Source organism: Streptomyces sp. NBC_00670 (assembly GCF_036226765.1).
Classification (GTDB): Bacteria; Actinomycetota; Actinomycetes; order Streptomycetales; family Streptomycetaceae; genus Streptomyces.
Window position 1 is genome coordinate 6331808 of the sequence record NZ_CP109017.1, and the last position, 13211, is coordinate 6345018.

Annotated in this window: 10 protein-coding genes and 1 pseudogene; 5 read left to right on the top strand and 6 right to left on the bottom strand. The window is 74.0% G+C overall.

Annotation, left to right across the window (positions count from 1 at the left end; genetic code table 11):
- Positions 1–343: 343 nt before the first annotated feature.
- Both OIE12_RS27905 and OIE12_RS27910 read right to left on the bottom strand, forming a co-directional pair.
- Positions 344–1189: a phospholipid scramblase-related protein gene (locus tag OIE12_RS27905; protein ID WP_329139966.1), complete on the bottom strand. Its 846-nt coding sequence runs from the start codon at positions 1187–1189 to the stop codon at positions 344–346.
- A 40-nt stretch (positions 1190–1229) separates the two neighbouring features.
- Positions 1230–3281, bottom strand: coding sequence for a phosphocholine-specific phospholipase C (locus tag OIE12_RS27910; RefSeq protein ID WP_329139968.1), 2052 nt, complete (start codon positions 3279–3281; stop codon positions 1230–1232).
- Between the two features lie 305 nt (positions 3282–3586).
- Here OIE12_RS27910 and OIE12_RS27915 point away from each other — a divergent pair, with 305 nt between their 5' ends.
- The 3 genes from OIE12_RS27915 to OIE12_RS27925 are packed head-to-tail and all read left to right on the top strand — an operon-like array spanning position 3587 to position 5762.
- A complete protein-coding gene (locus tag OIE12_RS27915) occupies positions 3587–4654 on the top strand; it encodes an aromatic ring-hydroxylating dioxygenase subunit alpha (RefSeq protein WP_329139970.1) in 1068 nt (355 codons plus the stop codon).
- Complete coding sequence (locus tag OIE12_RS27920) at positions 4651–4833, top strand: hypothetical protein (protein WP_329139972.1); 183 nt, start codon at positions 4651–4653, stop codon at positions 4831–4833. The genes OIE12_RS27915 and OIE12_RS27920 overlap by 4 nt, the downstream gene beginning before the upstream one ends.
- The gene (locus OIE12_RS27925; protein WP_329139974.1) at positions 4830–5762 is read left to right on the top strand and encodes a PDR/VanB family oxidoreductase; all 933 of its coding nucleotides are present in this window, start codon (positions 4830–4832) and stop codon (positions 5760–5762) included. The genes OIE12_RS27920 and OIE12_RS27925 overlap by 4 nt, the downstream gene beginning before the upstream one ends.
- 65 nt (positions 5763–5827) lie before the next feature.
- Here the strand turns inward: OIE12_RS27925 and OIE12_RS27930 are convergent, their stop codons facing one another.
- Positions 5828–6814: a hypothetical protein gene (locus tag OIE12_RS27930; protein ID WP_329139976.1), complete on the bottom strand. Its 987-nt coding sequence runs from the start codon at positions 6812–6814 to the stop codon at positions 5828–5830.
- Positions 6811–7698 carry a phosphatase PAP2 family protein gene (locus OIE12_RS27935; RefSeq protein ID WP_329139978.1) on the bottom strand — a complete coding sequence of 296 codons (888 nt, stop codon included), beginning with the start codon at positions 7696–7698 and terminating at the stop codon, positions 6811–6813. The genes OIE12_RS27930 and OIE12_RS27935 overlap by 4 nt, the downstream gene beginning before the upstream one ends.
- 226 nt (positions 7699–7924) lie before the next feature.
- Here OIE12_RS27935 and OIE12_RS27940 point away from each other — a divergent pair, with 226 nt between their 5' ends.
- Positions 7925–8548, top strand: a complete 624-nt coding sequence (locus tag OIE12_RS27940) for a TetR/AcrR family transcriptional regulator (RefSeq protein WP_329139980.1) — start codon at positions 7925–7927, stop codon at positions 8546–8548.
- 154 nt (positions 8549–8702) lie between these two features.
- Here OIE12_RS27940 and OIE12_RS27945 read toward each other — a convergent pair whose 3' ends face one another.
- Both OIE12_RS27945 and OIE12_RS27950 read right to left on the bottom strand, forming a co-directional pair.
- Positions 8703–9896 carry a hypothetical protein gene (locus tag OIE12_RS27945; RefSeq protein WP_443054079.1) on the bottom strand — a complete coding sequence of 398 codons (1194 nt, stop codon included), beginning with the start codon at positions 9894–9896 and terminating at the stop codon, positions 8703–8705.
- A gap of 177 nt (positions 9897–10073) precedes the next feature.
- Positions 10074–10181, bottom strand: a pseudogene (locus OIE12_RS27950) (DUF2510 domain-containing protein); the annotation flags it as partial.
- A gap of 206 nt (positions 10182–10387) precedes the next feature.
- Between OIE12_RS27950 and OIE12_RS27955 the strand changes: the two are divergent.
- Positions 10388–13114 carry an ATP-binding protein gene (locus OIE12_RS27955; RefSeq protein WP_329139982.1) on the top strand — a complete coding sequence of 909 codons (2727 nt, stop codon included), beginning with the start codon at positions 10388–10390 and terminating at the stop codon, positions 13112–13114.
- The last annotated feature ends 97 nt before the right edge of the window (positions 13115–13211 follow it).

The following is a 13211-nucleotide window of genomic DNA, read 5'->3' on the forward strand; positions in this document are numbered from 1 at the left end:
GCTCCTCTGTGCGGCGACGGTGATCCGACGGTGGTGCGCAGTGGTGCTGCCCGGGAAGTTAGAGGTGCGGGTGGGCCATGGTCAATGGCCATGGCTGACAATATTGTTGACGTTATGAAAGCGTGGTGTGCCCCTGCGGAGGGCTGGGGGGTGGGGTTCGTTGTCGGCTGACGGCCGGTGGGGGCTGGTCGCGCAGTTCCCCGCGCCCCTGAAAACCTGGGGGCACCCCCCGGCTTTCAAGGGGCGCGGGGCTGTGTCGATGTGCGGCTCCGCCGCGTGGGCGCGAGCAACCACAACGGACCCGCGCATGGCTTCGGGCGCGAGCCCGCATCGACCGTGGGCGTCAGCCCAGGCCGCGCGCGTCCTGCTTGAGCGCCGTGTCGACCGTCAGCGCCGTCGCCACGACAAGGCTCCGCAGCGGCTCCGGGAGCTGGAAGTGGATCTGGAGGACGTAGTTGTCCGACGTGGTGAACATCGTCTTGGCGAGGCCCTCCCACGTCTTCGTGATGCGGGCGACCTCGTTCTCCGAGTGGTCGGTGATCGCGAAGTTCCACGCCCGCCAGTTCTCGGCCTTGATCGCGCCGATCTTCTGACCCCCCGCGTTGATCGAGAAGTTGATCTTCCCTATCGCGTTCTGCTGGACGATCTCGCCCACCGGCTGCCCGTCCGGACGCTCCACGACCACCCGGGACTTGATGAACTTCGCAGGCCGCGTCAGCAGCAGCTGCGGCTGCCCGTACGCGTCACGGATCTCCAGCCTGTGGGTCATGTACTGGTCCAGGCTGGAGACGAACCGCAGCGCCTTCTTCAGGCCGCTCTGCCCGACCTCCGCCACCGAGCCGATCTGGTTGCCCTGCTGGTCGAAGACCTTGTACTCGTTGGTGAGTTCGATCAGCTTGGCCTTCTGGTTCACCACGAGCACCGGCTCGCTGAACAGCGAACCGCCGCCCGCCGCGCCCGGGGCGATCCCCGCCTGCTGCTGCACCTGGCGCTGCACACGGGGGTCGGGCGCGGCGGGCTGCTGGGGCATGGCCGGGGCGGCCCCCGGGGCGGGCGGCGCCTGCTGCGCACCCTGCTGATCCGGGGTGGTGTGCTGGGTCCACTGGGTGCCGTCCCAGTAGCGCAGGGTCTGTACCGCACCGTGCGGATCCGGGTACCAGCCTGCAGGAGTGTTCGAATGCGTGGTCACCGGGGCACACTACCGCGAGCCACCCACGACGCAACCCCCGTCACTCGCCGCCCAGCGCCGGGTCGCTCACGCCCGCCCTGCCGTTCTCCACGTGGCCCGCGAACCGGCGCCGGAAGGACGGGTCCGCCTCGACGGTGACGGTCAGGTCGTACCAGCGCCGGCTCGCCGCGAGCGGCACCCGGTGCCGTACCCGTCCCCCGGCCCGCACCCGCACCGTCCGTGCCCCGCCCCGCGCTCCCGTGAGCGTGAACCGCGTGGTGCCGGTACGGCCGCCCGTGAAGGTCAGCTCCAGGTCGCCGTGGGCGTGCCGCGCGGTCACCTCGGGGGCGCCGGCCCCCGTCGTGCCCGCGAACTCCCGCAGGAACCCGTTGGGCCCGTGCACGGTGAGGTCGTACGCGCCCTTCGCCGCGCCCCGGTCCCAGGTGCCGGAGACCGTACGGCCGGACGCCGCCGTGTACGTCCACGGGCCCTCGTCGGCGGCATCGCCGGACGTCACCAGGAACGCGGCCCCCGCGTGCGCGCCGGAGGCGAAGGTGAGCGTCAGCGTCCCGGCGGCCGGGTCGATCGAACCGTCCACGTGGGGCACGTACTTCAGGGGCCGCGCCGGGCGCGTGCCGCGCTCCTGCCGGGGCAGGGCGCCGGTGGCCGGCGGGGTGGGCACGTAGTCGGGGTGGCGCCGGTCGTCCTTGGGGCGGTAGCCGTCCGTGCCCGGCAGTGAGACGTCCGCGGTGTCCCGGCGGGAGAAGTCGAACGCGGCGGTCAGATCGCCGCAGACCGTGCGTCGCCAGGGCGAGATGTTCGGCTCGTGGACACCGAAGCGGCGCTCCATGAACCGGATGATCGAGGTGTGGTCCAGCGTCTCGGAGCAGACGTAACCGCCCTTGCTCCAGGGCGAGACGACGAGCATCGGCACCCGCTGGCCAAGGCCGTACGGCCCGGCGACGAGCGAGGCGTTCCCGGGGAACACGTCCGGGCTCGCGTCGACCGCCGATCCGCCCTGCGCGGCGGAGGCGGGCGGGAAGGGCGGGACAACGTGGTCGAAGAAGCCGTCGTTCTCGTCATAGGTCACGAACAGCGCCGTCCGCGCCCACACCCCGGGGTCGGCGGTGAGCGCGTCCAGGACCTGGGAGATGTACCAGGCGCCGTAGTTGGCGGGCCAGTTGGGGTGCTCGGTGAACGCCTCGGGGGCGACGATCCAGGAGATCTTCGGGAGCCTGCCGCCGGTGACGTCCGCGCGCAGCAGGTCGAAGAAGCCCTCGCCCTTCCGGGCGTCCGTGCCGGTGCGGGCCTTGTCGTAGAGCGGGTCGCCGGGCTCGGCATCGCGGTACTGGTCGAAGTAGAGCAGCGAGTTGTCGCCGTAGTTGCCGCGGTAGGCGTCCTGGATCCAGCCCCAGCCGCCGGCCGCGTCCAGGCCGTCGCCGACGTCCTGGTAGATCTTCCAGGAGACGCCCGCCTTCTCCAGCCGCTCGGGGTACGTCGTCCAGTGGTAACCGGCCTCGTCGTTGCCGAGGACGGGGCCGCCGCCGCTGCCGTCGTTGCCGGTGTACCCCGTCCACATGTAGTAGCGGTTGGGGTCGGTGGAGCCGAGGAACGAGCAGTGGTAGGCGTCGCAGACGGTGAAGGTGTCGGCGAGGGCGTAGTGGAACGGGATGTCCTCGCGGGTCAGATACGCCATGGTGGTGGCCGACTTGGCGCCCACCCAGCCGTCGTACCTCCCCCCGGCGAACGCCGCGTGGCCGTCGTTCCAGCCGTGCGGGAGGTCCTGGATGAACGCCAGGCCCAGGTCGTCGGCGTCGGGACGGAAGGGCAGCACCTCCTTGGCGCCGTCCGGCTGGTGCCACACGGACTTCCCGCTCGGCAGGGTCACGGGGTGCGGGTCGCCGAAGCCGCGGACGCCTCTGAGGGAGCCGAAGTAGTGGTCGAAGGACCGGTTCTCCTGCATGAGGACGACGATGTGCTCGACGTCCTCGATCGTGCCGGAGCCGTGGTGCGCGGGGAGCGCGGCGGCGCGCTCGATGCTGCCGGACAGGGCGCTGAAACCGGCGGTGGCGCCCGCCAGTTGCAGGAATCGGCGCCGGTTGACCTCGGGCATGGGCGGGGCCCTCTCCTTCTGCTCGGTCCCCGGCGGGCCGGCCCGCCGGGGGCGCTTCGTCGTACGCGCATGGAGTGTTCCAAGTGCACCGAACGACAGGGAAGGGCGCGAGGGCACTCCTGTGACGGGAGGAAGTACAACGGGCGTACGGCGCCGGTCCGCGATCCGCCCGGACACGGAGCCGTCGGTGAGGCGGTGTTCCGTCTGACGGAAGAGCCCTTGCCCGGGTGTGTCGTGCGTCACGAATCTGTGGTCAACCACGGCACGCGGGGCGCCGACGCCCCGCTCTCAGGGACGGGAACGCCATGCCGCACCTCACCGCCTTCGCCAGGAACCAGTGGTACGTCGCCGCCTACAGTCACGAGGTCGGACGCGAGGAACTGCTCGGCCGGACGATCCTCGGGGAGCCGCTCGTCCTCTACCGCACCGAGGAGGACGGCACCCCCGTCGCACTGCACGACCGGTGCGTGCACCGCCGCTACCCGCTCTCCGCGAGCCGGCTCGACGGCGACCGTGTCGTCTGCGGCTACCACGGGTTCACCTACGACACCACCGGCGCCTGCGTGTTCGTACCCGGACAGAAGCGGGTCCCGCGTACCGCCCGTGTCGCCTCCTATCCCGTCGTCGAGCGGGACTCCCTGGTGTGGGTGTGGATCGGCGACCCCGCGCTCGCCGATCCGGAGGCCGTGCCGCGCGCCCGGCACCTCGACGCCCCCGGCTGGGTCACGGTGCGCGGCATGGAGCCCATCGACGCCGACTACGGGCTCCTCGTGGACAACCTGCTCGACCTCTCCCACGAGACCTACCTCCACGGCGGCTACATCGGCACCCCCGAGGTCGCCGAGACGCCGATCACCACGGAGGTCGACGAGGGCGCCGGGATCGTACGGGTCAGCCGCCACATGGACGACGCCGAGTGCCCCTCCTTCTACGCCCGCTCCACCGGCCTCGAGGGCCGGATCTCCCGTTGGCAGGACATCGAGTACCACGCCCCCTGTCTGTATCTGCTGCACAGCCGCATCGCCCCGGTCGGCGTCGTGCCCGAGCCGGACGGCAGCGACCCGCACGGCTTCCACACCGAGATCACGTACGCCATCACGCCCTCCGCCGACGGCCACGTGTACGACTTCTGGATGGTCTCGCGGGACTGGGCGGTCGAGGACGCCGAGGTCACCGAGTTCCTGCGGGCCAACAACCACACCGTGGTGAGGCAGGACGTCGACGCGCTCAACCTGCTGCAGCGCACGCTCGGCACCGAGCGCACCGGCTACCAGGAGCTGAGCATCAACATCGACACCGGCGGCCTGGCGGCGCGGCGGATCCTGGCCCGCCTTGTGGAGGAGGGCGAGAAGCCGGTGGAGGGGGTGCGGTGAGCGGGGCGGCTTCTCCCGGTGAGGTCTACCGCGTCGACTGGGTGCCGGGCACGGATCTTCTGCACGGCACCTGTCACTGCGGGACGGAGCACACCGCGCAGGATCCGGTGGAGATGTGGGAGTGGATGCTGGCCCACCCCGAGGGGCACCGGCTCGGGGAGACAGGGACCGCACGATGAGCGAGCTGGAACTCGTCGTGTCCGCGCGGCAGCCGGTGGCCGAAGGCGTCCTGGCACTCACCCTTCGCCATCCGCTCGGGCGGGAGCTGCCCGGATGGGAGCCGGGCGCACATGTGGACCTGCTGCTGGGACCGGGGCTGGAACGGCAGTACTCGCTGTGCGGCGATCCCGCCGACCGGACCGCCTGGCGGATCGCCGTGCTGCGCGAGCCGGGCGGGCGGGGAGGTTCGGCTCACGTCCACGGCGAGCTGCGGCAGGGCGACAAGGTGCGGGTGCGCGGCCCGCGCAACCACTTCGCGCTGCGGCCCGCCACGCGGTACCTGTTCGTCGCGGGCGGCATCGGCATCACCCCGATGCTGCCGATGCTCGCGGCGGCGGAAGCGGCGGGCGCCGAGTGGTCACTGCTGTACGGCGGGCGGACGCGGGCGTCGATGGCGTTCACCGAGGAGCTGCTGCGGCGGTACGGCGACCGCGTGACCCTCGCCCCGCAGGACGAGGTGGGCCTGCTCGACCTGGCCGCCGCGCTCGACGGGCTCGCGGAGGGCACGCTCGTGTACTGCTGCGGGCCCGGGGCGCTGCTGGACGCCATGGAGTCGCGGTGCCCGGCGGGGGTGCTGCACGTGGAGCGGTTCCGGCCGGTGGAGCGGCCGGGCGGGCCGGACGCGGAGTTCGAGGTGGAGCTGCGGCGGTCGGGGAAGAGGGTGACCGTGCCGGCGGGGACCTCGGTACTGGACGCGGTGCGGGGTGCGGGCGTCGAGGTGCTGTACTCCTGCACGGAGGGGACGTGCGGGACGTGCGAGACGGACGTGCTGGAAGGGGCGCCCGAGCATCGTGACTCGGTGCTGACCGAGGAGGAGCGGGCGGGGGGCGAGACCATGATGATCTGCGTCTCCCGGTGCCGGGGGGAGCGGCTGGTCCTGGATCTGTGAGGGCCGAACCCGGGAGGGTGGAGGGGGGGCGGGGTCCGCTCCCCTCCACCGGCCCCTTCACCGGCTCACTGACTGGGAACCGTCGAGCCCCGGGGAGCGGGTACGACGGGCGGGGGCGAGGAGCGCCGTGGCGCCGCCTCCGTGGGGCAGCTCGCGGGGTCCAGCGCGAGCACCGCGGCGACGGGGTGCTCGTCCGGCACGGCCACCGCGGCCGGTACCGGTAGCGCGCCCACGTCCCGGGCCGCCCGGGACAGCACCACGACCCCCCACGCGGCCAGCGCCGCCCCGACCGCCCCGGCCGGCAGTCCCTCCAGGCCGCCGCGCAGCCGATCGCCCAGCAGCGTCACGCCGATCGCCGCCGCCGCGACCGGGTTGGCCAGCGTCACCACCGCGAGCGGCGCGCCCAGGCCGCCCCGGTACGCCGTCTGCGACAGCAGCAGGCCCGCCGCCGCGAACGCCGCCACCAGCAGCGCGACGACGACGACGTGCGCGCCGAGCGCCGGTTCGGCGCGGTCGGTCGCGGCCACCGTCACCGTCTGGGTCAGCGCGGAGGCCACACCCGACGCGACTCCGGACGCCGTCGCGTGCCGCAGTCCGGGCCGGGCGCGCGGCCGGGCCAGCATGCCGATGAGCGCCGTCGTCGCCCCGGCGACCGCGAGCGCCTGCGGCAGGCTCAGGATCCGCTCCGGGGCCGGCCCGGACGCGGCGACCAGCAGCGCCGCCAGCCCGGCCAGGGTCAGCGCGGTGCCGCGCCACTCCGCCGCGGTGACCCGCCGTCCGGCCGCCCGGGCCCCCAGCGGCACCGCGGCCACCAGGGTCAGGGCGCCCAGCGGCTGCACCAGTGTGAGGGTGCCGTACGTGAGCGCGGCGACGTGCAGCAGCGCGGCCGCCGCGTTGAGCAGCACCGACCACCACCAGGCCCCGTGCGCGAGCAGTCGCAGCAGACCGGTGCGCGCGCTGCGGGCGGCGAGCCGTTCCTGCGCCACCGCGGCGGCCGCGTAGGCGACGGCGGAAACCAGGGACAGCGCGACGGCGAGGACGGTCGCGCTCATCGCCGCGCCCCCACGAGCCCCTTGCCTCCGGTGCTCGCGCCCCCGGCGGCGGGTTCGGCGCCCGGGGTGTCGGCCGGTCGGCCGCCTTCGGCCCCGTCCGGCGGCGCACCCGCCCCGGCCGTGGCCTTACGCGTTGCCTTCGCCCGCCGCACCGGCGACGGGACGACGGCGAGCGCGATGCCGAGCAGCGCCGCCACCACCAGGGAGTCCAGCCAGAAGTGGTTCGCCGTGCCGACGATGACCAGCAGCGTCACCGCCGGGTGCAGCAGCCACAGCCACCGCCACCGCGACCGGGTCGCCGCGATCAGCCCGAGCGCGACCATCAGCGCCCACCCGAAGTGCAGCGACGGCATGGCCGCGAACTGGTTCGCCATCGAGTCGGTCGCCGGGTGGGCCCCGTAGACCGTCGGCCCGTAGACCTGTCCGGTGTCCACCAGACGGGCGGCGCCGAGCAGGCGCGGCGGGGCGAGCGGGAAGGTCAGGTGCAGGACGAGTGCCGCGCCGGTGACCAGGGCGAGGACCCGGCGGGACCACACGTAGTGCGCCGGGCGGCGCAGGTACAGCCAGACGAGGAAGGCGACGGTGGCGGGGAAGTGCACCACCGCGTAGTAGGTGTTGGCCACGTGCACCAGGGCGTCGCCGTGCAGCAGCAGGGACTGCACGGCCCCCTCGCCCGGCAGGTGCACGGCCCGTTCCAGGTCCCAGACCCGGTGGGCGTTGCCGAAGGCCTCCGCGACATGGCCGTCGGCCAGTCGCCGGCCGGCCTTGTAGAGAAGGAACAGGCCGACGACGAGGAGGAGTTCACGTAGGAGCGGCGGCCTGACGGACGCGTCGGTCCCGCTGCCGGATGGTTCGCTGTCCGGCGGCTCGGTTCTGGAAGCCATCCCGCGGTCCTTTTGCTGACGGTGGTACGGAGCCCGGGCCGTGCGGGAGCACGCCGGACTCATCGATACGCCAGTGTACCGATACGGTCGCGTATCGGTACACTGGCGTATCGATGTACTGTGTGAAGAGCACCACGGGTCGTCGCGGATTGAACCACCGGGCCGCGGGGCACCACCGAGCCGGAAGCGCAGGCGCGCGGGAGCAGGAGAGGGAGGCGCGGAGTTCATGACGTCGCAGGCAGCGGACGCGTCCCCGTCGGGGGCCGCCTCGCGCCGCTCCAAGCTCACCCCCGAGCGCGAGCAGGAGTTCTTCGACGCCGTACTCGAACAGGTCCGCGAATGCGGCTACGAGGCGGTCACCATGGAGGGCGTCGCGGCCACCACCCGCTGCAGCAAGTCCACGCTCTACCGGCAGTGGCAGTCCAAGCCGCGGTTCGTCGCCGCGGCACTCCGCTCCAGCCGGTGCGTACGGTTCGCGGGCATCGACACCGGGTCGCTCGCCGGGGACCTGCGGGCGGTCGCGCGGGCGGCGGGGGAGTCCGGGCGGGACACCCGGCTGATGCAGGCGCTCGGCAACGCGGTGATGCTGGACCAGGAACTGCGGGGGGCGCTGCGCGAGGCGCTGGTCGAGCCCGAGGTGCGGATGCTGGAGGCGATCGTGCGGCGGGGGGTCGAGCGCGGTGAGGTGCGCGCGGACCACCCGGCGCTGCCGTACGTGCCGGCGCAGATCATCGGCATGGCGCGGATCCGCCCCATGCTCGAGGGAAAGTACGCGGACGGCGCGTACCTCGAGCGTTTCGTCGAGGCGGCGGTCCTTCCGGCGCTCGGCCTCGGCCCGGACGGGCCCTAGAACCAGGCCCGCCGTCCGTGGGATGACCGGACGACGGCCTGCGCGCCGCACCGTGGGGACGGGCGCGGCGCACCACCCGGCCGGGTGGACCCCCTCCGGAGCGGAGAGGGGGTCCACCCGGCCGGACCCGTGTGTGCGGTGTGCGGTGCGCGGGTCAGACGTTCTGGCCGCTGCCGCCGCCCTCGGAGACCTTGATGCCCTCGGTGATGTCGTCGAGGAGGGACTGCTTCTGCCCCACGTCGACGCCGAACCGGACCACGACGATCTGCTTGGCACTGGCGGGCGACGGGAACGCGAGCGACTGCACATAGCCGTCCGCGCCCTTGCTGGTGACCGCCTTCCAGCGCACCAGGTAGCCCTTCTGGCCGGCCACGGTCACCGCCTTGGAGGCGAGCACCTCGTGCGAGGTGATGCTGCCGTAGCTGCTGCCTCCGTAGGACTCCTCGGCGTTGGCGGCGATGTCCGCCTTCGCCACCTCCTCGGCGGTGCTGCCCTTGGTGCCGAGGGCGAGCGCGGGCGTGGAGTACGCGCCGCCGCGCGTGCACGTCTTGGACGTGTCGCCGGGGCACTTGTACGAGTCCTTCGACGACAGCTGGGCGCCGATCTGGCCCTGCTGGCCGTACCAGCCGTCCGGGACCGGCAGGCTGATCCCGTCGACCGGGTCGGTGACGGAACCGCTCTCGATCTTCGGCGCCTCGGACTCGTCCGGCGCCGGCGACTCCCCACCGGAACCGCCGGAGCCCCCCGAGCCACCGGAGCCGCCTTCCGGTCCGCCGTTGCCGCCCTGCCCGAAGGGGCCGCCGCCCTGACCGCCGTTGCGGCCACCGCCGCCCGGCCCCTGCGCGCTGCTGCTCCCGCCGTTGCCGCCGTCGTCCTTGGTCAGCACGTACGTTCCGACCCCGATCCCGGCCAGCACGGCGACGGCCGCACCCACGGCTATCCCGACCCGAAGCCCTCGGCGCGCGGGGGCGGGGGCGGGGGCGGGATACGGCGCGGGGTAGGCCCCCGGGTACGCCCCGCCCGGGGCCCCGCCGAAGTAGGAGGCTCCGCCGGGGGCCGGCGGCCCGCCGAAGTACGGGGTCCCGTCCGGGGCCGGGGGCCCGCCGGCAGTCGGGCCGCCGTACGGGACCTGCGCACTGCCCGCCTCCGGCCCCCCGCCGAAGGCCGCCCCACCCGGGGTCGCCGGGCCCCCGGCACCCGGGGCTCCGCCGCCACCCGGAGCCGCCGGGCTCGCGCCGGGAACCGAGCCCGCGGCGCCCGCTTCGGCGGGGTCGGCGTCCGCCGGATCCCCGCCGGTGGAAGCGGCGTCCGCGCCCGCGGTGCCCGCGCCGGCAGGGCTTCCGCCCACCGGCGGCGCGCCTGCGGAGCCGGTACCTGCCGGACTCGCGCCAGCGGCCGCGGACCCCGCCCCGGTGGGGCCGGCCTCCGCCGGACCCCCGTCGGTGGAAGCGGCGTCCGCGCCCGCGGCGGCGGAGTCGTCGCCCGCCGGGCTCCCGCCCGCGAGCCCCGTGCTCGCGGAACCCGGGCGGATGCGTTCCGTCCAGGCCTTGCCGTCCCACCAGCGTTCCGTGGCGGGGCCGTCACTGTTCTGCCCGGGGTCGGGATACCACCCGGGGGGAGTCACCTGCGTCATGACCCCACCGTATGAGCCCACCGTGAAAGCGGGATGAGAGGGCACCCCTTTCCCGTCGTGATCCGCTCCTATACCACCGCCCCGCCTCCCCGTACCCCGTTTCCGGTGCAACCGGCAACACGTGTCCGACAGCCGTCCCCTCCGTCGGCCGGGACGGCTACGCTCAATGCCTGTACGTCATTTGGGCGGCCTGGGGAGGTAGCGGGATGACGGAGGTACCGCCGGACGCGGTCCCCTCGGCTTCCCTGTGGGAACGCGAGGACGAGCTCCGCACCGTTTCCAGGGCCGTCGAATCCCTGCGCGCCGACGCGCCCGCCGACGCCGGCGGCGCCCCGGGCACCGGGAGCGTGCTCGTCGTCACCGGGGAGGCGGGGCTCGGCAAGACCGCCCTGCTCGGCGAGGTCCGCGACCGCGCCGAGAAACTCGGCTGCACGGTCTGGTACGCCCGCGGCGGCGAGACCGTCGCCTCCGTCCCGTTCAACGTCTTACGCCAGCTCCTCCAGCCCGCACTCGTCCAGCTCACCCCCGACGAGGCCCACGACTACCTCGGCGACTGGTACGAGGTCTCCGGCCCCGCCCTCGGCATAACCGACCCCGGCGCCCGCCCGCCGGACCCGCAGGCCGTGTGCGACGGCCTCGTCACCGCCGTACGCCGGCTCGCCCGCCGCGAATGGCCGCTCGTGCTGCTCATCGACGACGCCCACTGGGCCGACCAGGAGACCCTCGGCTGGCTCGCCGCGTTCGTCGAGCAGGGCGGCGACCTGCCCGCCCTGGTCGTCGTCGCCCGCCGCCCCGGCGAGGCCGGCGAGGCCGCCGCCCGCCACCTCGACGCCGTCGCCGCCCGCGCCGCCCGCCCCGCGATCCCGCTGCGCCCGCTCACCCCCGAGGCCACCGCGGGACTCACCCGCGACACCCTCGGCGCACGGGCCGACGCCCCCTTCTGCCGCGAGGTGTGGGCGGTCACCGGCGGCAACCCGTACGACACCGTGGAACTGCTCGCCAAGGTGCGGGACAGCCGGCTCGAACCCGTCGAGTCCTCCGCCACCGAGCTGCGCGTACTGAACAAGTCGGCCCGCGGCCGCGGACTCCTCGCCCGCCTCGAACAACTCGGCGTGGACGCCACCCGGTTCGCCTGGGCCGCCGCGATCCTCGGCAACGGCATCACCGTCGACCTCGTGGCCCGCCTCGCCGGCCTGGACCGGCAGGACGCCGCGCACTGCGCCGAACTCCTCACCACCGCCCGCGTGCTCACCGCCTCCGACCCCACCGCCGGCAGCGGAGGCCTCGGCGGCGGAGCCCTCGGCAGTGGAGCCCTCGTTGGCGAGCTGGAGTTCGTCCACTCACTGGTCGCCACCGACATCTACCAGGCGATCCCCGACGCGCTGCGCACCGCCATGCACGGCATCGCCGCACGGGTCGTCGCCGACTGCGGCATGGGCGCCGCCGTCATCTCCCGGCACCTGATGTTCGTCCACCCGGACGACGACGCCGAACTGGTCGAGCAGATGCGGGAGGCCGCCCGCGAACACCTCGCCGTCGGCGCCCCCGACCCCGCCCGCCGCTGCTTGGAACGCGCGCTCGCCGAACCGCCCCGCCCCGAGGTCCACCCGCACGTCCTGTACGAACTGGGCTGCGCCAGCCTGCTCACCTCGCCCGCGACCACCGTCGAATACCTCCGCGAGGCCCTCGCCCTGCCCGGTCTGGAGGGCGACGTCCGCGTCGACGCCGTCCACCGGCTCTCCCAGGCGCTGCTGCACAACGACCAACTGGAGGAGGCCGTCCGCACGGTCGACGCCGAGGCCGCGCGGCTGCCGGACGGTCCCGCGAGGACCCGGCTGCGGGCCGTGCACTACATGTGGGAGGGCATACACGCCCCCGAGGAGGGCACCCCCTCCCGCTCCACCGGACTCGCCGACCTCGCGGCCGCCTGCACCGGCCGGGACAACGCCGAGCGGGCGTTATTGATCCTGCGCGGCTTCGACGCCATGACCCACGGCGAGAGCGCCGAGCAGGTCGTGGAGTTCAGCGACCGCGCCCTCGTCAACGGCAGGCTCGCCCCCGGACTCGGCTGGACCGACACCGAGTGGGGCATGGAGCTGCTGATGATGCTCGGCAGCTCGTACGCCTACGCCGACCACCTCGACCGCGCCGAGGCCCTCTTCTCCGAAGCCCTGCACGCCTACACCACCGCCGGCTGGAGTGGCGGCCACCTGGCCCTCGCCCATGCCTTCGTCGGGCTCGCCCACCGCAGGCGGGGGCGGCTGCGGGAGGCCGAGGAGTCGCAGCGCGAGGCGCTCCGGCTCGCCGAGCGGGTCGGCCGCGGGCTGCCGCTGCACTGGTCCGCGACCTGTGGCCTCGTCGACACGCTGCTCGCGCGCGGGCACGCTCAGGAGGCGGCGAAGGTGGCCGAGGAGTACGGGTTCGGGCCGCCGTACCCGTCGACGATCGTGCTGCCCGACATCCGGTCCGTGCGGGGGCGGTTGCTGCTGGCCACCGGGCGTACGCAGGACGGCATCAACGAGCTGGAGGACGCGGAGAAGGCGGCGAGTGCGCGGGGGCACCACAACACGGTGCTCGCGCCGTGGGCGCTGGACCTCGCGCGGGCGCTGGCCGGGACCGATCCGCGGCGGGCCGCGGAGCTGGCGGCGGGGGCGCGGCGGGAGGCGGAGCGGTTCGGGACGGATACGGCGATCGGGGAGGCGTTGCGGTGTGCTGCCGCGTTGGAGACGGGGCGGAGGGCGGTGGTGCTGTACGAGCGGGCGGTGACGTATCTGGAGACGTCACCGGCCGCCTACGAGCACGCGGCGGCGCGCCTGGAGTACGGCATCGCGACAGCGTCGCGGCCGGAGCTGGAACGTGCGCTGACGCTGGCGGAGTCCTGCGGGGCGGACGGCGTCGCGGCACGAGCGATCTCCGCGCTGCGGCACGTCTGAGATCTTTCCTCGCCCCCCGCAGCCCCTACCCTCCCCCAAGCTCTCGGCTTCGCTCGAGCAGGGGGAGGGTAGGGGCGGCGGGGGCGAAGAAGAAGAT

Excerpts from the sequence above, each read along its gene's own strand:
- OIE12_RS27910 (WP_329139968.1), bottom strand. The coding sequence starts at position 3,281 with ATGCCCGAGGTCAACCGGCGCCGATTCCTGCAACTGGCGGGCGCCACC.
- OIE12_RS27915 (WP_329139970.1), top strand. The coding sequence starts at position 3,587 with ATGCCGCACCTCACCGCCTTCGCCAGGAACCAGTGGTACGTCGCCGCC.
- OIE12_RS27925 (WP_329139974.1), top strand. The coding sequence starts at position 4,830 with ATGAGCGAGCTGGAACTCGTCGTGTCCGCGCGGCAGCCGGTGGCCGAA.
- OIE12_RS27930 (WP_329139976.1), bottom strand. The coding sequence starts at position 6,814 with ATGAGCGCGACCGTCCTCGCCGTCGCGCTGTCCCTGGTTTCCGCCGTC.
- OIE12_RS27935 (WP_329139978.1), bottom strand. The coding sequence starts at position 7,698 with ATGGCTTCCAGAACCGAGCCGCCGGACAGCGAACCATCCGGCAGCGGG.
- OIE12_RS27940 (WP_329139980.1), top strand. The coding sequence starts at position 7,925 with ATGACGTCGCAGGCAGCGGACGCGTCCCCGTCGGGGGCCGCCTCGCGC.
- OIE12_RS27955 (WP_329139982.1), top strand. The coding sequence starts at position 10,388 with ATGACGGAGGTACCGCCGGACGCGGTCCCCTCGGCTTCCCTGTGGGAA.